At 44.2% G+C, this 18428-nt stretch carries 18 protein-coding genes; 11 read left to right on the forward strand and 7 right to left on the reverse strand.

Annotated features, from left to right (window positions below; translation table 11 throughout):
• Nucleotides 1-314 precede the first annotated feature (314 nt).
• Both ACSFXN_RS13450 and ACSFXN_RS13455 read right to left on the reverse strand, forming a co-directional pair.
• On the reverse strand, nt 315-641 hold the full coding sequence (locus ACSFXN_RS13450) for a hypothetical protein (RefSeq protein ID WP_437150614.1): 327 nt from the start codon (nt 639-641) through the stop codon (nt 315-317).
• A 3-nt stretch (nt 642-644) separates the two neighbouring features.
• Nucleotides 645-1226, reverse strand: a complete 582-nt coding sequence (locus tag ACSFXN_RS13455) for an SCO family protein (RefSeq protein ID WP_437150824.1) — start codon at nt 1224-1226, stop codon at nt 645-647.
• Between the two features lie 243 nt (nt 1227-1469).
• Here ACSFXN_RS13455 and glgB point away from each other — a divergent pair, with 243 nt between their 5' ends.
• From glgB to ACSFXN_RS13485, 6 genes are read left to right on the forward strand one after another with little or no spacing between them, the layout of a single operon-like run.
• Nucleotides 1470-3353 carry a 1,4-alpha-glucan branching protein GlgB gene (gene glgB / locus ACSFXN_RS13460; RefSeq protein WP_437150615.1) on the forward strand — a complete coding sequence of 628 codons (1884 nt, stop codon included), beginning with the start codon at nt 1470-1472 and terminating at the stop codon, nt 3351-3353.
• A complete protein-coding gene (locus ACSFXN_RS13465; protein ID WP_437150616.1) occupies nt 3350-4498 on the forward strand; it encodes a glucose-1-phosphate adenylyltransferase in 1149 nt (382 codons plus the stop codon). The genes glgB and ACSFXN_RS13465 overlap by 4 nt, the downstream gene beginning before the upstream one ends.
• Nucleotides 4495-5517 (forward strand): sugar phosphate nucleotidyltransferase, encoded by a 1023-nt coding sequence (locus ACSFXN_RS13470; protein WP_437150617.1) that lies wholly within the window; start codon nt 4495-4497, stop codon nt 5515-5517. The genes ACSFXN_RS13465 and ACSFXN_RS13470 overlap by 4 nt, the downstream gene beginning before the upstream one ends.
• A complete protein-coding gene (gene glgA, locus ACSFXN_RS13475; protein ID WP_437150618.1) occupies nt 5514-6950 on the forward strand; it encodes a glycogen synthase GlgA in 1437 nt (478 codons plus the stop codon). The genes ACSFXN_RS13470 and glgA overlap by 4 nt, the downstream gene beginning before the upstream one ends.
• Before the next feature lie 9 nt (nt 6951-6959).
• The gene (locus tag ACSFXN_RS13480; protein WP_437150619.1) at nt 6960-9341 is read left to right on the forward strand and encodes a glycogen/starch/alpha-glucan phosphorylase; all 2382 of its coding nucleotides are present in this window, start codon (nt 6960-6962) and stop codon (nt 9339-9341) included.
• Between the two features lie 22 nt (nt 9342-9363).
• Entirely contained in the window at nt 9364-10173 is an 810-nt protein-coding gene (locus tag ACSFXN_RS13485) for an SDR family oxidoreductase (protein ID WP_437150620.1), read from the forward strand.
• Nucleotides 10174-10250: 77 nt separating this feature from the next.
• On the opposite strand, the gene ACSFXN_RS13490 is transcribed toward ACSFXN_RS13485, so the two are convergent.
• Entirely contained in the window at nt 10251-10538 is a 288-nt protein-coding gene (locus tag ACSFXN_RS13490) for a hypothetical protein (protein WP_437150621.1), read from the reverse strand.
• Nucleotides 10539-10653: 115 nt separating this feature from the next.
• On the opposite strand from ACSFXN_RS13490, the gene ACSFXN_RS13495 reads away from it, so the two are divergent.
• Complete coding sequence (locus ACSFXN_RS13495; protein WP_437150622.1) at nt 10654-11748, forward strand: MBL fold metallo-hydrolase; 1095 nt, start codon at nt 10654-10656, stop codon at nt 11746-11748.
• Between the two features lie 4 nt (nt 11749-11752).
• The gene (locus ACSFXN_RS13500) at nt 11753-12016 is read left to right on the forward strand and encodes a DUF3006 family protein (RefSeq protein ID WP_437150623.1); all 264 of its coding nucleotides are present in this window, start codon (nt 11753-11755) and stop codon (nt 12014-12016) included.
• 126 nt (nt 12017-12142) lie between these two features.
• On the opposite strand, the gene ACSFXN_RS13505 is transcribed toward ACSFXN_RS13500, so the two are convergent.
• The 4 genes from ACSFXN_RS13505 to ACSFXN_RS13520 all read right to left on the reverse strand — a co-directional run bounded on the left by ACSFXN_RS13505 (nt 12143) and on the right by ACSFXN_RS13520 (nt 15399).
• Entirely contained in the window at nt 12143-12442 is a 300-nt protein-coding gene (locus ACSFXN_RS13505; protein WP_437150624.1) for a DUF3219 family protein, read from the reverse strand.
• Nucleotides 12439-13608, reverse strand: a complete 1170-nt coding sequence (locus ACSFXN_RS13510) for an acyl-CoA dehydrogenase family protein (protein ID WP_437150625.1) — start codon at nt 13606-13608, stop codon at nt 12439-12441. The genes ACSFXN_RS13505 and ACSFXN_RS13510 overlap by 4 nt, the downstream gene beginning before the upstream one ends.
• An 86-nt stretch (nt 13609-13694) precedes the next feature.
• The gene (locus ACSFXN_RS13515; RefSeq protein ID WP_437150626.1) at nt 13695-14771 is read right to left on the reverse strand and encodes a YkvI family membrane protein; all 1077 of its coding nucleotides are present in this window, start codon (nt 14769-14771) and stop codon (nt 13695-13697) included.
• A gap of 301 nt (nt 14772-15072) precedes the next feature.
• Nucleotides 15073-15399, reverse strand: coding sequence for a general stress protein (locus ACSFXN_RS13520; RefSeq protein WP_437150627.1), 327 nt, complete (start codon nt 15397-15399; stop codon nt 15073-15075).
• Nucleotides 15400-15531: 132 nt separating this feature from the next.
• On the opposite strand from ACSFXN_RS13520, the gene ACSFXN_RS13525 reads away from it, so the two are divergent.
• From ACSFXN_RS13525 to ACSFXN_RS13535, 3 genes are all read left to right on the forward strand, one after another.
• Nucleotides 15532-16266: an MBL fold metallo-hydrolase gene (locus ACSFXN_RS13525; RefSeq protein WP_437150628.1), complete on the forward strand. Its 735-nt coding sequence runs from the start codon at nt 15532-15534 to the stop codon at nt 16264-16266.
• A 263-nt stretch (nt 16267-16529) separates the two neighbouring features.
• Nucleotides 16530-17537: an LLM class flavin-dependent oxidoreductase gene (locus ACSFXN_RS13530; protein WP_437150629.1), complete on the forward strand. Its 1008-nt coding sequence runs from the start codon at nt 16530-16532 to the stop codon at nt 17535-17537.
• Between the two features lie 17 nt (nt 17538-17554).
• Nucleotides 17555-18196, forward strand: coding sequence for an NAD(P)-dependent oxidoreductase (locus ACSFXN_RS13535; protein WP_437150630.1), 642 nt, complete (start codon nt 17555-17557; stop codon nt 18194-18196).
• The last annotated feature ends 232 nt before the right edge of the window (nt 18197-18428 follow it).

Below are 18428 nucleotides of genomic sequence, written 5' to 3' on the forward strand. Positions count from 1 at the left end.
TACGCTCCTGCAGGGTCTCGGCTGTCTCGCTATCCCGCAGGCGTCTCCGCCGGTTGGCTCCATATCTGGAGAGCAGGAACAAACATTAGAGAGCTTTCCGAAACACTCACAGTTTTAGAGAGTCTCTAGAAATGTTAAAAGGAAGCTGCATGCAGCGGAAGGCGGCGACTTCTGCGGGAATAGGGCGAGTCCTGAGACCCCGCAGGGAGCGCCAGCGAGCGAGGAGGCTTAGGCCGCCCCCCGCGAAAAGCGTCCGTCCTGGAGCGGAATGAGAAAAGGCTATCGAGAGTTTCTCGACAGCCTGCTTTTTCTAATCACCAATCTTTGGAGTCTCTTTCCATAATGCCAAGTTCTTTCATCAAATCGATAAAAAAGCTGTCGTTATTGCCTTGCAGCGATTTTTCAGTGCAAGTTGAATGGGGAAGATAGCCAAGTTCTTTGGCATCCATCAAAGTTGCATCTTCCAAGAAATTTGTGGCATCTGCTTCATCAAAGCAAGAAGGTGCGATGTATGTCCGGTAAGTATGTTCAAGCACGATGCGTGTATTCGGAGGGGGTTCATTATCACGCGGCATGAAAATCAATGCCGCAAGTAAGGCTGTTGCAAGTAAGGAAACTGCTATCCAAATTCTTTTATTCATCCTCTACTCCTCCGAAAGCAGGATTTTTGCGTCCGCAATTATATCTTCAGCCGAAAGATTTACGCCATCGTAATCTTTCATCACAACTCCATTTTGATCAACCAGATAAAAATAAGTTCCGTGAATGACCTGATCGGTATTTTCAGGTTTTCTGGCGAGTGTCTGGAAATTTTCCATGGCGAATTTGTCAATGGTTTCAGGGGAATAACCCGTCAGCAAATTCCAGGAAGATAAATCCGCTCCATAATTCTCGGCATAGGATTTTAAGACTTCCGGTTTGTCGACAGTGGGATCAACGCTGAATGAAACAATTTTCACGTCCAGCCCCTGATCTTTAAACTGTTGCTGCAGATCCACCATATTCGATGTCATCGGCAGACAAACGGTGGTGCAGTTCGTAAAGACAAAATCAGCGAGCCATACTTCGCCTTTTAAATCGGCTAATCCAAATTCTTCGTTTTCATGATTTGTAAAAGTAAAATCTTCTATTTCCCAGTTAAGGGGATCTTCAATTGCCTGACCGCATCCGGCAAGCAATAAGCTGAATAGCAAAAGTGACGAAATCCAAAAGGTTTTCCGCAAGATTCCTCTTCCTTTCTGAAATGACCTGCCTTCCCTAAGCCTAGTAGAAAATAAGCCGGCAAACAAGGGCTTGGGTCATCAATTATGTGTAAAAATTGCGAACACCCGTCAAGTTAATACAAGTATTTGTTACTTATCTGATTCAATTTTTAAATATTCCGATTTTTTGCAAGGATTTTTATTGTTTAATGTAGAATAATGGTAATAGGAACAAGAAAATTGCCAGTACTTTTGGAGGTGTTCTTTTTGAGCGATACCTTGGTTTCTTTTACACCTGAAACATTATCGGATTTTCACAATGGAAAGATGATAGATGCCTATTTATATTTCGGCTCGCATATTCATCACAACGAGACTCTCTTTGCAGTTTGGGTACCGGATGTGAAAAGCGTAGCAGTCGTCATTATAGATCCGCAGGAACTGAATGAAGAGCGTCATCAAATGGCTCCACTTTCGCTCGACACAACTATTTGGGAAGTCCGAATACCGGAGAAATTAGCAGGTTTCATTTATGAATATGAAATTGAAACCGCAGATGGGGATGTGATCAGAAAGACAGATCCTTTTGCACGGGCAAATGAAAAAAGGCCGCAGCACCGGTCAATTGTGTCTGCTAAGTCAAAGCATGTATGGTCAAAGGCTGCGCTATACCAAAAGAAGAATATCGTGAAAAATCATTTTGAAAAACCGATGGCTATTTACGAAGTACATATCGGAACATGGAAGCGGAACAAAGAAGGTGGTTTTCTAACTTACCGTGAGTTGGCTGCGGAATTGATTCCTTATGTAAAAAAGCAGGGGTTTACTCATATTGAACTCTTGCCGATTACCGAGCATCCACTGGACGAATCATGGGGATACCAAACGACCGGCTTTTTTGCGCCAACCAGCCGTTATGGAACAGCGGATGACTTAAAATATTTTATCGCCAAATGTGCTGAAAACGGCATTGGATTGATTTCCGATTGGGTGCCCGGACATTTCTGTGTTGATACTCATGCCTTGGCTTCGTTTAATGGTACAGATCTTTACGAAGAAAAACGGCCGGAGCGCAGGAGTAATCCCGATTGGGGCACATTGAATTTTGATGTCCAAAAAGGTGAAGTCGTCAGTTTCATTTTATCGAGTGCGCATTATTGGTTTGAAGAGTATAAATTTGATGGCTGCCGGATGGATGCACTCGTAAATCTGCTGTTCATCCCGAACCGGCCGGAAAGGCCGCATAACGAAGAAGGGGCAGCATTTTTGCGGATTCTGACGACAAGCTTAAAACTCCACTATCCAGAGGCTATTTTGATTGCGGAAGATGCCTGGCATTACCCTAAAGTGACGGGAGAAGTGGAAGAAGGGGGCATCGGATTCCACTATAAATGGAACTTTGGCATGGTGCACGATGCTCAAACGTATATGAAAACTCTGCCTTCTGAACGTTCCGGAGTTCATCGGAAAATCACTTTTTCGATGGCGTATTACCATGAAGAGCGGTATATTTCTACGTTTTCCCATGATGAACTGATTCCCGAAAAAGGGTCGTTATTAGGAAAAATGCCTGGAACATTAGAAGAAAAATTTCATCAGCTAAGGCTATTGCTGGGTCTCTGGATTGCTCATCCGGGGAAAAAACTGTTGTTTATGGGCCAGGAATTTGGCCATTTTGAGCCTTGGGATTTCCGTCCGCAGTTGGACTGGCATTTATTCGATTTAAAGGTTCACAGACAAATGGCGCTGTTTACCAAAGAGCTGCTTACTTTTTATAGAAAGGAAAAAGCGTTTTTTGAGTTGGACTATGAGCTCAAAGGGTTTGAATGGCTGGAAGCTGATAACAGCGAGCAAAGCGTGATTTCTTTTATCAGAAGAGGGCATTCGGCTGAAGATACTTGCATTGTCGTTTGTAATTTCTCTGATCGTAAATATGAAGGATATCAAGTAGGGCTGCCAGCAGCCGGTTTTTACCAGCAAATATTTTCAACTGCAGATGCTGCATACGGAGGGCCGGGGAATGGAAGAGAAACAGAATTTGCGGCACAGGAAGTTTCGTGGAACAAGCAGCGATATTCGATGGAGATAGAATTGCCGGCGTTTACCATGAGCATTTGGAAACAAAAACAGGATGGGAGTGTAGAAGCATGAAAAGAAAAGTAGTTGCAATGCTTTTGGCAGGAGGACAGGGAAGCCGCTTAAAATCGCTGACACATGATATTGCCAAGCCCGCTCTCCCGTTTGGCGGAAAGTACCGGATCATCGACTTTCCTTTGTCGAATTGCGTGAATTCCGGGATTCATACAGTGGGTGTGCTGACGCAGTATCAGCCGCATGTTTTGCATAATTATATCGGGCTCGGAACGCCTTGGGATCTGGACAGACGCTCTGGAGGAGTCACGATGTTGACGCCGTATGCCGGAATGGAAGGCATCAAATGGTATGACGGCACGGCGGACGCCATTTATCAGAATATCAAATACCTGACGGAGCAAGATCCGAAATATGTAATTATTTTATCCGGAGACCATATTTACAAAATGGATTATCAGACCATGCTGGATTTTCATATTGAGCAAAATGCAGGAGCAACGATTTCAGTGATCGAAGTGCCATGGAAAGATGCCAGCCGCTTTGGAATTATGAACACAGACGAGAACATGCAAATAAAAGAGTTTGTGGAAAAACCGGCAGAACCGGAAAGCAATCTGGCGTCAATGGGTGTTTACATTTTTGATTGGGATAAGTTGGAGAAGTATTTATTGATGGATAACAACAATGAAAATTCATCGCATGACTTCGGAAAAGACATTATTCCTTTGATGCTTGAGCAGGGTGAAAAAATGGTGGCTTATCCGTACAAAGGTTATTGGAAAGACGTAGGGACTGTAGAAAGTTTATGGGAAGCCAACATGGATTTGCTGAATCCCGGTTCTGGACTGAATTTAAACGATCCGGCTTGGCGAATCTTTTCTTCAAATCCCCAGTTGCCTCCTCAAGTAATTGGAGAAACAGGCTACTTGCAGGAAGTATTGGTCAACGAAGGGTGTGTCATTGATGGAAGAGTTGAAAAATCCGTTATCTTCCAGGATGTCGAAGTTAAAGAAGGTGCTTCACTGTACGAGTGCGTAGTGATGAGCTGTGTGGTGGTAGGAAGCGGGGCAAAATTATCGAGAGTCATCATTGAACCGAATCTCGAAATTCCGGAAAATTTCGAGCTGAAAGAACAGAATGACGAAATTGTCTTACTGACTCAAGATATTATAGAAGAGTGGAAAGGAAGCGGTGACCAATGAAATTAGTCGCAGTTATAGATGCTGCTGTTAAGAAGCCGGGCTTGGAGGATTTAACGATGTACCGTTCGACTGCTTCAGTGCCTTTTGCCGGACGCTATCGTTTAATCGACTTTACTTTATCCAATATCGTAAACGCCAATATCAATTCCGTGGGTGTTTTCGCTTCGTATCCATTTGTTTCTTTGCTGGATCATATCGGTGTAGGGAAAAGCTGGGATCTGGACCGCAGGAAAGATGGGTTATTCTTCCTGCCCGTTTCCCAAAAAGCCGGCGGGCACGTCACCGTAGGGGCATTTGCGGCACTTGAAGAGCATACGGAATTTTTTGAAAAAAGCCGTCAGAAGTATGTAGTCGTGACCACCTGTTCAACGGTATGCCAAATCGATTATGAAGAAATGCTCGATGCACACATGGCTTCCGGCGTTGATATTACGGAAGCAGTCAGTGGAGATGTGGGGCTTAATAGTTATATTTTAGAAAAAAGCCTGCTGATGGAATTGATTCAGACTTACCGGGAAAAACGGGTAATCAGTGTGGAAGATGTGGTTAAGCTGAAAAAAGCTCCTTATACGTACGGAACTTATGAATATACAGGCTATTACGCTGTCATTGACTCCATTGAAAGTTATTTTCAGGCTTCGATGGACTTGTTGGACAGCGACAAAAGAAACGGATTGTTCCTGCCCGGACAGCCAATCTTTACAAAAGTAAAAGATGAACCGCCTACCCGCTATCTGCCAGGTTCACAAGTGAACCGGAGTTTATTAGCTAATGGCAGCACCATCGAAGGCACTGTTGAAAACAGCATCATCAGCCGGGCGGTCGCCATAAAGAAAAATGCCAAACTGGACCATTGTGTTATCATGCAAAAATCGATAATTGAAGAAAATTGCGATTTAACATATGTCGTTGCTGATAAAAACGTTCATATTGAAGAAGGGGTAGTCCTTAAAGGAACACCGGAAAAGCCGGTGGTTCTCCGTAAAGGAGAGAGAGTATCAAAGGAGGAAGTCCGATGAAAATTGTAATGGCTGCAGCGGAATGCGTGCCTTTTGTGAAAACTGGAGGGCTTGCAGACGTGATGGGCGTATTACCAAAAGAGTTAGTGGCGCTTGGCCACGACGTCCTGGTAATTCTTCCTAATTACAGCCTGATTCCCAAAGAATATAAAAATGAGTTTTTGTTAAAGGAAGAAGTCGAAGTCCCCTTTAAAGGGGGAAATACACACTGTAAACTCTATGAATATGAACTGCAGGGCGTGCACTACGTGCTGGTAGAAAATGAAGACTATTTTGCGCGAGATCAGATATACAGCCAGCATGATGACGGTGAACGTTTTGCATTTTTCAACCGGGCTGTTTTAGCCGTAGTGGAATCCCTGAAAGAAGGCGTGGATATTCTACATATACATGACTGGCATACGGCAATGATTCCATTTTTGCTGAAGGAAGATGCGCGCTATGCTTCTTTAAAAGGGAAATTGAAGACGGTGCTAACCATTCACAACCTCCAGTTTCAGGGGTGGTTTCCCAAATCGCTTCTGTTGGAAGAGCTTGAAATGAATGAATCTTATCTTAATGGCGATGCCGTGTCTCGGAACGGAAATCTGAATTTCTTGCAGTCGGGCATTTTACACGCAGATAAAGTCACGACCGTCAGTCCGGCTTATCGGGACGAAATCTTAACCGAACAATATGGTGAGAAGCTGGATTCACTATTGCGTGAAAGAGAGCCGGATTTAATTGGCATTTTGAATGGCTTGGACACAGAGGCCTATAACCCGGCCGCTGATATGGCAATAGAAATGGTATATGATCAGACTTCGATAGAAAATAAGGCGGTAAATAAGAGGGCCGTCCAGTCACGTTTCGGACTGCCGGAGCGTGGAGATGTACCGCTTCTAACAATGATTTCCAGACTGGCGGGCCAAAAAGGAATAGATGTTTTGCAACAAACATTGCCGGGGATACTGAAAACACAAGACGTGCAATTTGTCTTGCTTGGTTCCGGCGAAAGCCAATATGAGCAATTTTTTCGGGAACTTGCCGCAGAATTTCCGAAAAAAGTGGTTGCCCATATCGGTTTTGATGAATCACTTGCCCATTTGCTGTATGCGGGTGCAGATATCTTTTTAATGCCTTCTCATTTCGAACCATGTGGGTTGAGCCAGCTTGTCTCGATGCGATACGGCACTGTACCCGTAGCCAACAAGACTGGAGGCTTGAAGGACACCATAGCGGAATATGATCTGACTTTACGGAGTGGCAATGGGTTTTTAAGTGATTTTTCAAAACAAGAAAGTTTCGCGGAAGCAATGAACCGGGCTTTATCCCTGTACCATCAGCCGGAACACTGGAAAACAATCAAACAAAACGGCATGCAGGGCGATTACTCTTGGTCACGTTCTGCAAAAGAATATGCTAGCGTATATGAGAGACTCGCCGGAAAGTGAAGGTGGCGGATGTTTTATTCAAAAGAGGAATTCAAAGAAAACTTTTCAATGCGCCTGGAACAGCAAGAACAGCCAGTAGCCCTTCAAACCGCCTACTCAATTCTTGCCGGAATGGTGCGGGAATTTGTCAAAAGGGACTGGGATGAAACAAATCATTTTTATCAAAATGAACAGCGGAAACAATTGTACTATTTTTCCATTGAATTTTTAATCGGCCGTATGCTGGGCCAGAATTTGATGAATTTAACGATTTATGAGCTGGTAAACGAAGGACTTGGAGAATTGGGCTATGATTTGGCGGAGCTGGAAGAACAGGAGCCGGAACCGGGCTTAGGCAATGGCGGTCTAGGACGGCTTGCGGCTTGTTTTATGGACTCTCTTGCATCATTGCAGATGCCTGGGCATGGCTGTGGAATCCGTTACAGAGGCGGACTGTTCAGCCAAGTTTTGAAAGATGGTTTCCAGACCGAGCATCCGACAGACTGGATCAATGATTCTGCAGGTTGGGATACGAGACGAGAGGAATTGGCAACCTATATCCCGTTCTTTGGAGAAGTACAGCCTGAGCATGGACAGCGCTTTAAAGCATCACTCACGAATGCCGAGTGGGTCAAAGCTGTGCCATACGATATGCCGATTGTCGGAGCGTACGGGAAAACGGTCAATACATTAAGGCTTTGGCAAGCGGAACTTCCAGAACAGCATTTGCTTCCGAAGGCTGACGTAGAAACCTATAAGCAACATGTAGAAGCTATATCTGATCGCCTGTATCCTGATGATTCGACTGAAGAAGGGAAAATTCTCCGGCTGAAGCAGCAATATTTTTTGTGCAGTGCTTCCCTTCAGACGATATTAAAAAACCGTGATTTTCCAGTTTCCGCCTTGCCGAAGCATGTAGCCATCCAGATCAACGATACCCACCCGGCTTTGGCCATTCCTGAACTCATGCGTCTTTTGCTCGATGGCGAAGGGTTATCCTGGGAAGAAGCGTGGGGTATCACCACTCATACGATTTCATACACAAACCATACAATTCTGGAAGAAGCGATGGAAAAGTGGGACAGCAGCATGCTTGAACAGTTGCTCCCTCGTATTTATATGATCATTCAGGAGATTGACCGTCGCTTCAAGGAAAAATGCCATCAGGAAAATTTAGATTCAGAAGCGAAGAAGAAACTTTCCATCATTGACGACGGGATAGTCAAAATGGCGACACTTGCTGTAGTGGGCAGTTACAAAGTTAACGGAGTCGCAAAATTGCATACGGAAATTCTGAAAATGCGGGAGATGAAAGAACTGAATGAGCATTTTCCGCATAAATTTCACAACAAAACCAACGGCATTACTCACAGGCGCTGGCTGATGAAAGCAAACCCCGAACTTTCAAGCCTGATTACTTCAGTTATCGGAAATGAGTGGACAAAGGATCCGGTGAAATTGCATCAATTGAATGAATTTGTGCAGGATCCGGTTTTTCTCGGGGATTTCAAATCTGTGAAACAACAAAAAAAGAACCAGCTCACCGAATATCTAGAGAAAAACCAAACAATAAAAATTGATCCGGAATCCATTTTTGACATGCACATCAAAAGATTTCATGGCTATAAACGGCAGCTGATGAATATTTTTCATATCCAAATGCTTTACAATCGGATCAAAGAAGATTCGGCATACCGGCCTTATCCCCGTACATTTTTCTTTGGCGGTAAAGCAGCCAAAAGTTACCGATTTGCCAAAGAAGTCATTAAGCTGATCAATACAGTTGCTGAAAAAATCAATAACGATCCGGTAGCAAGCAAACACCTCCATATTGTATTTGTGGAAGATTATAATGTGAGCCGAGCAGAGAAAATGTTTCCGGCAGCCGACATCAGCGAACAAATCTCGACCGCTTCAAAAGAAGCTTCCGGCACCGGAAATATGAAATTCATGATGAATGGCGCCATTACCTTAGGCACTTTCGACGGAGCCAATATAGAAATCGTCGAACAAATAGGAGATGACAATGCATTTATCTTTGGCGTGACAGCGCAGCAGGTCATGCAGTTTGAAGAAGAAAAAACCTATCATGCGCGGGAAATAATTGAAAAGGATCGGGAAATTGGACAGCTGATCAGCGAGCTATTGAGCGGTAAGCTGTCAAAAGGCCTGGAAAACATCGATTTTATCCGTAGTCAGATTATTGACGAAAACGATCCATATTTTGTGCTAAAAGATCTTCAGCATTATGCCAGAACCCACAGCCGGGTTTTGGCAGTTTATGAAGATACACTTGCCTGGCAGGAAATGTCGGCGGTCAATATCGCCCAGTCCGGAATTTTTTCAAGCGACCGGACCATCCAGCAATATTCGGATGAAGTTTGGGATTTAGAAAAAATATACAGTAGATAAGGATACTGGGAAGGATGGGACTATGGCTGAAGGAAACTTCGATAATACCGATTTGAAAGACTATAAAGCAAGCGGAGCCCTTCAAGGGAAAGTGGCTATTATTACGGGAGGGAACAGCGGAATTGGTCAAGCGGTAGCCTTTGCTTACGCTAAAGAAGGGGCAAAAGTCGTCATTGGATATTTGGATGACGAAGAAGCAACTGCAAAAACGATTGAAACCATTGAAAACTACGGTGGGGAAGCGAAAGCATTAAGTGGTGATCTTGGAAAATCGGAAAACTGCAATCAGCTCGTGCAATTCGCCTTGGATTCTTTTGGCCAAATTGATATCCTGGTCAATAATGCAGGTTATCAATATCCTCAAAGCAATCCTGTAGACATCACGGATGAACATTTATTGAAGACATTCGAAATCAAAGCATTTGCGATGCTTTATCTTGTGCGGGCTGCGCTTCCTCATTTGAAAAAAGGGGCTCGCATTATTAATACTGCCTCTATCAATGCGTACCGCGGGCATTCAGATTTGATTGATTACGCAGGAGCAAATGGGGCTATGGTCTCAATGACGCGCTCACTTGCCCGTCGCCTTGTCCGTGAAGAAATCGCGGTGAATGGCATTGCACCGGGACCGGTTTGGACGCCGTTGATCCCCAAGACTTTCGGCCACTTGGATTCAAACCTGGAAGAAGGGTTCGGAAAAGATGTTCCGGCCGGCCGGCCAGCCCAGCCGTATGAACTTGCAAAAGCTTTTGTCTTTTTGGCGGATCCGCAAAACTCTTATATGACCGGGCAATTCTTGCATATGAATGGCGGAGACTATATGTCTACTTGAATAAACTTGAAAAAGAGGCTGGCCGGGGTTCCCCCGGCCAGCCTCTTTTAATTTTCAAATTATAAGTGGAAGTACGATTATTGTAACGTAGAGAAACCTTCTGGTGATTGAAAGCTTTCTTTATTGGCCTGCCTTTTAATGGCTTCTACTTCTCTGAAAAGAAGGTCGACGTCTGCCTGGACATCTTGGTGCTTCACACGGGCATCTTGTCGGATATCTGTCAGGTTTTCAGCCGTCAGGGCATAATTATGCCGCAGCATATCTTTAAGCTCTTTTTGGCCAGCTTCCAGTTTCTCCAGTTTGCCATTTGTTTCTTCCCGGAATTCACGTAATTCAGTAAGCATCTGCCTCAATAAGTCCTCCATGCAGGCAACCTCCTTTTCTGCAGATTGTTTCCCTCATTTTACCACAGAATAAGCCCATTGGAGAACGGATAGTAGCTGATATGGTAAAATTCACTATAGAAAGAGGCGAGGGAAGATGAAAAAAAGATTTTTGCTGATAGCTAGTTTAGTGCTGGTATTTATGCTGGCGGGATGTCTGCAAACTCCAACACCGCAAGAGGACTCTGCTGAACCCCCGAAAACTGCTGCTTCTGAAAAAAAGCCAGGCGGTTTAACGGTTCATTTTATCGATGTGGGCCAAGCAGATGCGACGCTGCTGCAATTTGAAGAATTTGCGTTATTGATTGATACCGGTGACTGGAATAGCACAGCTGCAGTCGACTATTTAAAAAAACTGGGACTGAAAAAACTGGATATCGTTGTGGGGACCCATCCGGACTCCGACCATATTGGCCAATTAGAGCAAGTCGTCGAGCAGTTTGAAGTGGGTGAAGTATGGATGTCTGGAAATGCCAGTACATCAAATACTTTTATCGATGCGTTAAAGGCAATTGACGAAACGGGAACGGATTATTATGAACCGCGAAGCGGAGAAGTTTTCGATATCGGAAGTTTGCAGGTTGAAGTGCTGTACCCCGAAGAAATCACGGGCAAAGCCAATGAAGAATCCATTTCTCTGAAGCTGACTTACGGTGATGTCCGGTTTGTCTTTACTGGAGACGCTGGAGTAAGGGAGGAGCAGGCGATGATCGACAATGGAGCAGATTTGGACGCGGAAATTCTGCATCTCGGCCATCATGGATCTAATACCTCTACTAGCTTGGAGTTTTTAAAAGCGGTCTCTCCCGAAGTGGCGGTCTACAGCGCTGGGATTGATAATTCCTATGGCCATCCGCACGCGGAAGTGATTGCGGCGACTGAAAATGCCGGAGCCGAAGTATACGGTACCGATGTCCATGGAACGATCGTGCTTGAGACTGATGGCAAGACATATGATATAAATACTGAAAAAGAAGGGACAGCAGTTGAAGGGAAGAATCGCTGCATCGATATCAACAAGGCGTCGTCTGCTGAACTTCAGGAAATCGAAGGAATAGGACCGGCTCTGGCTGATGCCATCATTAAGGAACGGCCTTTTGAAGAGATTGAAGAATTGGATGAAATCAAAGGGATTGGCAAAGGGAAAATTGAAGCGATTGAAGAACAAGGCCTTGCCTGTGTAGGGGAGTGATTGGATGAAAGGGACATTAGACCGGATCGAGGATGGCCAGTTAGCCGTTATTCTGCTGGAAGAAGAACAGCGGGAAATTGTGTTGCCCGTCCAGTATTTGCCGGAAGGCAGCCGAGTGCATTCATGGTTTGAGATAGTGATGGACGGAGAGGAAATCATCTCCATTGCATTGGATGAAGAAACGGCCGAGTCGAAAATGAACGAAGCAGAAGATTTGATGCAGAAACTAAAATCACGGCGCCGGAGCAGCCGTTTTAAACGGGAATAAGGAGAGTTGGGCATAGCCAGCTTGAAGTTGGGCATAAAATCAAAAAGTTGAGCATATACCGCCCAAAGTTGGGCATAAACGTAAAAAATGGCCGGGAGAGAGTCTCCGGCCATTTTTTACGTTCTTTTATGCTTTTTCTATCAATTCCAAATGATAATCAGCTACTTCCCCTTCGTTATACAGGTTGGTCACGGAAGTTGAATAATTGGAAATGGAAGCAGGGAAATCCAGGCCTTTTTCAGGCACGCGGATACGAAAATCCATTTTATACAGGAGCACCGCGATGTCATGATATTCTTTGCTGGTTACTTTAAAGTCAAAAATGATTTTATGCAAATTTCGCTGGGAAGCAGGATCAACCATTGTTTCTTGTGAAAAACTAAAAGCATCGATGACTCTATCGTTGATAAGAATTTGAGTGCTCATATTTTTGATTCGCCTCCGGCTTTGGTTTTGAAGAATTCAATGGCTTTTCCGGCCATTTGCCCTTTTACCATGTCTTCCATAGGCGGGTTGTAAAGGCCCGCCCGGATATTCAAATAATGGCGGTGCATCGGGTTGGATTCGGACAAGGCGCGGGAACCAACAATTTTCATCGCTTTGTCGACAATGCCCATCGCTGCATGGGTCACAGCTATTTTCGCCACATTGAGCGCTTCGTCCATCGCTGCTTTGTCATGCGCATGTTCATAACGTTCGACGGTGCCGTATAACAGATGGCGCGCGGTTGCGAGTTCCAATTCCATTTCCCCGATTATTTGCCGGATATTCGGTGTTTCAGAAATCGGTTTTCCTAGGGATGCTGGAACATAGGAAGTGGCAAACTTGATTGCGTAAGTGCGTGCTGCTGCTGCGATACCGATGTAACAGGCTGGTATATGGAGCAGCCACCCCTTTCCGGCCGCTTGGGCGTCTGAAGGCTTCAGCACATAAGAAACCGGAATGCGCACGTCTTCAAGAACGAGTGTGTGGCTTGCAGTCCCGCGCATCGCCAGCATGTCCCAAGTTTCATCGAAAGAAACGCCTTGTGCTTGGCGCGGAATGATGACCGTAATCACTTCATCGTGTTCTGTAGCAGCTGTTACGAAAATGTAATCGAGGGCGGGAGCCATTGACGTGTAGGTTTTTTCTCCATTGATAATCCATTCATCACCGTCGCGTACAGCCATTGTCCGCGGCAATGCTCCACGAGCCGGGCTGCCTGCATTGCTTTCAGTAGCGGCGGTATTGATCAATGCCCCTTGGGCAATTTCTTTCATCAGCCAATCCGCTGAAACTTGGTGCCAATGCCGGTTTTCGGCATACTCGAGCACAATTCCGACATGCCAGCCAATCGATAAACCGGTTGGGCCGGAAGCTTCGGAAATCGCTTCTTGCACCAGTATGTATTCATATAAGCCAAGCCCTTGCCCACCATATTCAATCGGCAGCGTTAAGGTATGATAGTTGATGTTTTTTAAATCTTGTATGTTTTCATAAGGGAAAGAGCCAAGTGCGTCCAATTCCGGTTCCCGTTGTTGAAAGATTGGCTGCAATTTCCGGATTTGAGCGAGCAGTTTTTGCTGTTCGGTTGTTTTGATAAAAGTGTCCATGAAAATCACTCCTTCCATCATGGTTTAATAAAACCATAACATGAAAAGCCGCCAAAGCGGGAATTGCATGCTTTGACGGCTTTTGCTCAATTATTATTCAGGCTGCTACTTACACCAACAGGTTTTCCGGAATTTCTAATATCCGTCCAGATTAAGGCAGCCACGAGGAAGAACCCGAGGTAACCGACAACCGGATAGAACATATTTACAAGTTCGGTAAAGCCAAGGAAACTTAATACATAGGAAACGACTCCCACGATGATTACGAAAATCTTGAATTTAGGCGTGCCGGATTGGACAAAACGCGCTGAAAACGCATACACCATACCGACTGCTGTATTGAAAATCATGCCAAACAAGATGAAAGACATGAACAATCCCATAATCGGTGAAATGTCGTTAGCAATTTGAAGCATAGGCATTTCTGCGCTTCCGACTTCGTCGACTTTTGCAAAAATAGCCAGATGGCTCAAAATGATCAAAACTCCGAGTCCAAGGCCCCCAAGCAACCCGCCACGCGCAGCAACTTTTTCATCTTTTTCAGTACTGCCCATAACAATGGCCATTGAAGCACCAACTGCAATATTGAAAGATGCATAATTCAGCGCAGACAAGAACCAATTTGGAACTGCTTTCAATTGTTCTTTCGCAATGGGATCTAATACTGAAAACGAAGAATCCATTGTAGATAAGCTGTAAACAGCTAGAATAACAACCGTCAGTACAAGGAAAGGCGTAATACTGCCGATGATGCCAATCACTTTATCGACATTAAGCATGATGGTAAGAACCACTAGAACAATCATGACAGTACTTCCTAGAGCAGCAGGAAGATCGAATTGCTGGGTGAAAATAGAACCAGCCCCTGCCACCATCACCACGCCGACGCCGAATAACGTAAAGATAATGATATAATCGACAATAGTGCCCAGAACTTTTCCGCTAATGCCATAAATAACGTCTTTATGGGAAGTCTTTTGCATTCGGCTTCCGAGACGAGTTAAGCTCATTCCCAAATAGGCAAACATGACGGTCGAGACGAAAGCGGCGAAAATTCCCATGATACCAAAACTTGTAAAATATTGCAGAATTTCTTGGCCGGACGCAAAACCTGCTCCGACGATAATGCCGATGAATGCACTTGCCATTTTTAAACTTTTCATAAATATCCCCCTTGAAGTTATTTACTAATCACAGAAAACTATTGTTTCTATAATTAGAAAATTAACCTTATTCAAATATAACAAAATTTATTGAGTGTGACAATATAGAATAAGGTATAAAATGAAAACGCTTTTATAATGCAATACAACTATAGATATGGAATTGTGATTCCAGAGGATATAGCGGTTTAAGTTAGGTGAAATAAAAATCAAGGCAGTAGTTGCCGAGTTATTTTAATATAACCTTTAATGCCCACAAAAAAACCACCTTTCAAAAAGAAAGGTGGTTTTTTAAGAAACATTAAGCATTTTTATTGGCAATGATAACAAGCTTGCCTTTGTCGAGTTCTTCTTCATACTCTTCGGCTTCTTCTTTGGTTAAGCCAGCCGCTGCCATTTCGGCACGTAATTGATCACCGCGTGATACCGTCATATTTTTCAAGTTATTTAAGAATCCTTGTTCTACCATGCCGACTTTTTCAGTATCTAGAGCATCAGCAATATCCGCTTCTCGGCGTTTATCGTGGGCAAAAACATAAATATCATCGTGTGTAAAGCCCTGGGCTTCTAATTTTTCAATTTCTGCTTTTGCTTGCAATGCATTTTCTACGGTCATTTTAACTGTCAAAATAATCCCTCCAGATTTTTTAGTTAAATTTAATCTCACTACTATACATACCACTAAGGTGCTTGAATTAAACAAGATGAATAGTCTTCAAATCCGTTATACTAAAGAAACAACAGCAAAGGAGCGATTCTTTTGAAAATCACAACAATCGGCATTTGGGGAGGTTATCCGAATAAAAACGAGGCTACTTCTTCTTTCTTGCTTGAACACGACGGGTTCCGCTGCCTTGTAGACTGCGGCAGCGGAGTTTTGGCTGCCGTTCAGAATTATACGGAACTGCGGGATTTGGATGCAGCGGTCATCAGCCATTACCATCCTGACCATATTGCCGATATCGGGGTGCTGCAGCATGCGGCCATGGTTGGAATGCAATTAAAGGAGTGGAAGACGCCATTTCCAATTTATGGCCATGACCGGGACCCAGAAATGTTTCAGAGTTTATCTTATAAAGGTGTGACAGAAGGGCAAGTGATTGACGTTTCCCAAAAGGTGCAGATTGGACCGTGGGAAGTGTCTTTTTGCGAAACAATCCATCCTGTTTATTGTCTAGCACTAAAGTTTTCAGCAGAAGGAAAATCAGTCGTTTTCACAGCAGATACGGAATGGAAAGATGAGTTGGTTGCCTTTTCTAAAGATGCGGATTTGCTGATATCAGAAGCAAATTTATATGAAAAATATGTGGGCATCATCAAAGGGCATCTGAGCGGAAGCCAAGCCGGGCAGCTTGCTGAGCAGGCTGGAGTTAAAGAATTATGGCTGACGCATCTGCCGCAATATGGCGATATCCGAGAGATTCTTGAAGCCGCTCAAACTTCATATACGGGAAAAGTGCAATTTGCGAAGATTGGCTATTCCAGCGAAATTTAAATTAAAGCCGGCAATAGAAATTCTTTCATGTGTTTTCAATGAAAAACCGGGGAACAATTAATTAAAGAAGAGTTTTGAAGGATGTCATGGCTTTAATGTGCTTTCTTCATCTGAAGGGTTTTGGCAGGTGAACGGAGTGCTCCTGCCTGAATTCAATGATTCAGTAAACTTTGGCATTACCGACAAGGCGAGCAGATAGTTTGTATTCAATATATTTTGGTTCTATGGTTAAATAGCAGTTTTAATGGAAAGGAAGTTATTTGATGGACCAAAATATAAATACATTGCCAGTATCTGTTCTGGATTTAGTGGCCATTTCAGAAGGACAAACGGCAAAAAATGCACTTGAAGATATGGTCAGCTTGGCACAGCATGTCGAGAAACTTGGGTATCACCGGTTTTGGCTGTCAGAACACCATAACTCGCCGACACTTGCAAGTTCCGCAACATCGATTTTAATTTCCAAAGTACTGGATCATACAAACTCAATTCAAGTAGGATCCGGAGGAATTATGCTGCCGAACCATACACCGCTTGTTGTGGCGGAACAATTCGGGACATTGGAAACGATGTATCCGAATCGCGTCAATCTAGGCCTTGGCCGCGCGCCGGGGACGGATATGCAAACGGCTCATGCCTTGCGCAGAACCACTCAAGAGACAGCCTATGCCTTTCCGCAGGATGTAGTGGAACTGCAGAATTACTTGAAGCCGATTGAGCACCAAGGCATGGTCCATGCTTATCCTGGAGTTGGAACGGAAGTGCCGATCTTTATTCTTGGCTCCAGTACTTCCAGTGCGCAGCTTGCTGCACGCCTCGGTCTGCCTTATGCTTTTGCAGCCCATTTTGCGCCGCAGCAGCTAAAACAAGCCATTCAGATTTACCGCAGTCAATTCCAGCCTTCTGAATACTTGGCAGAACCTTATGTCATTGTTTGCGTGAATGTGGTAGCGGGAGAAACGAACAAAGAAGCGGAAATACTATCGACTTCCAGCCAATTGTTTTATTTGAATGTGGTGAGAGGTACGAAAAACCTTCTTCAGCCGCCGGTTGATACAATGGACGGCAAATGGAGCCTGTATGAAGAAAACATAGCGCGCAGTATGTCACAATATACATTTATAGGCGACCGCGAGACAATTAGCCGCCAGCTGCGGCCATTTGTTGAAGAGCTGCAAATCAACGAATTGATGGCAGTTTCTTATATTTACGATCAGGAAAAGAGAAAGCGTTCATTTGAATTATTAAAAGAAGCGGTAGATCAACTATAACAATGGAGGCGAATAGGATGAAAATCGGAATTATCGGTGCATCAGGAAAAGCAGGGGGCCTCATTTTAAAAGAGGCGGTTTCAAGAGGACATGAAGTGACAGCAATAGTCAGAGATGCTTCGAAAATGGAAGACGCGGCTATTGCTTATCTGGAAAAAGATGTATTCAGTCTGACAGCTGAAGATTTAAAACAGTTTGACGTGGTCGTGAATGCTTTTGGTGTACCGCCTGAAAAAGCGGAACAGCATGTAGAAGCAGGAAGAAAGTTAATTCAGGCGCTGAAAGACGCACCGGAAACAAGATTAATCGTAGTTGGCGGGGCCGGAAGCTTATTCGTGGATGAAGCGAGAACTACCCGTTTAATTGAAACACCGGAATTCCCGGATGCTTTTAAAGCGATTGCATCAAACCAAGGGCAAAACTTGGCCGATCTGGAAGAGGCTGAAGGAATTCGCTGGACTTTCTTAAGCCCTGCTGCATTTTTTGATGCCGAAGGCAAGCGTACAGGCCATTACCAAATTGGTGAAGACAGCATTATGGTCAACAAAAAAGGCAAAAGCTATGTCAGCTATCCGGACTATGCGATTGCATTAGTGGATGAAATTGAAAATCCTAAACACATAAACAAACGATTTACGGTTGTATCAGAGTCCAACTAAAGAACTTTGAACAAACCGGTTGCTTTAAGGAAGAGAAATTTTCCGGAAGGCAGCCGGTTTTTATGTTGGAGTTTAACGGATGAAGTGAAATGCTGGGAACAACGGAAGCTTATAGTTTTGATATCAGGAGCATTGCAAGGATCAGAAAAGTATCCTGAAATTTTAACAGGAAGGCATGTGATGCAGCCGGTTCTCTTACGGCAGAGCAGTCGCTCTCTGCACGCCTGTCCGT

The organism is Planococcus sp. 1R117A (genome assembly GCF_051417975.1).
Lineage (GTDB): Bacteria > Bacillota > Bacilli > Bacillales_A > Planococcaceae > Planococcus > Planococcus shenhongbingii.

Excerpts from the sequence above, each read along its gene's own strand:
- ACSFXN_RS13470 (WP_437150617.1), top strand. The coding sequence starts at position 4,495 with ATGAAATTAGTCGCAGTTATAGATGCTGCTGTTAAGAAGCCGGGCTTG.
- ACSFXN_RS13490 (WP_437150621.1), bottom strand. The coding sequence starts at position 10,538 with ATGGAGGACTTATTGAGGCAGATGCTTACTGAATTACGTGAATTCCGG.
- ACSFXN_RS13465 (WP_437150616.1), top strand. The coding sequence starts at position 3,350 with ATGAAAAGAAAAGTAGTTGCAATGCTTTTGGCAGGAGGACAGGGAAGC.
- ACSFXN_RS13530 (WP_437150629.1), top strand. The coding sequence starts at position 16,530 with ATGGACCAAAATATAAATACATTGCCAGTATCTGTTCTGGATTTAGTG.
- ACSFXN_RS13480 (WP_437150619.1), top strand. The coding sequence starts at position 6,960 with ATGTTTTATTCAAAAGAGGAATTCAAAGAAAACTTTTCAATGCGCCTG.
- ACSFXN_RS13535 (WP_437150630.1), top strand. The coding sequence starts at position 17,555 with ATGAAAATCGGAATTATCGGTGCATCAGGAAAAGCAGGGGGCCTCATT.
- glgA (WP_437150618.1), top strand. The coding sequence starts at position 5,514 with ATGAAAATTGTAATGGCTGCAGCGGAATGCGTGCCTTTTGTGAAAACT.
- ACSFXN_RS13450 (WP_437150614.1), bottom strand. The coding sequence starts at position 641 with ATGAATAAAAGAATTTGGATAGCAGTTTCCTTACTTGCAACAGCCTTA.
- ACSFXN_RS13500 (WP_437150623.1), top strand. The coding sequence starts at position 11,753 with ATGAAAGGGACATTAGACCGGATCGAGGATGGCCAGTTAGCCGTTATT.
- ACSFXN_RS13515 (WP_437150626.1), bottom strand. The coding sequence starts at position 14,771 with ATGAAAAGTTTAAAAATGGCAAGTGCATTCATCGGCATTATCGTCGGA.
- ACSFXN_RS13495 (WP_437150622.1), top strand. The coding sequence starts at position 10,654 with ATGAAAAAAAGATTTTTGCTGATAGCTAGTTTAGTGCTGGTATTTATG.
- ACSFXN_RS13485 (WP_437150620.1), top strand. The coding sequence starts at position 9,364 with ATGGCTGAAGGAAACTTCGATAATACCGATTTGAAAGACTATAAAGCA.
- ACSFXN_RS13510 (WP_437150625.1), bottom strand. The coding sequence starts at position 13,608 with ATGGACACTTTTATCAAAACAACCGAACAGCAAAAACTGCTCGCTCAA.
- ACSFXN_RS13505 (WP_437150624.1), bottom strand. The coding sequence starts at position 12,442 with ATGAGCACTCAAATTCTTATCAACGATAGAGTCATCGATGCTTTTAGT.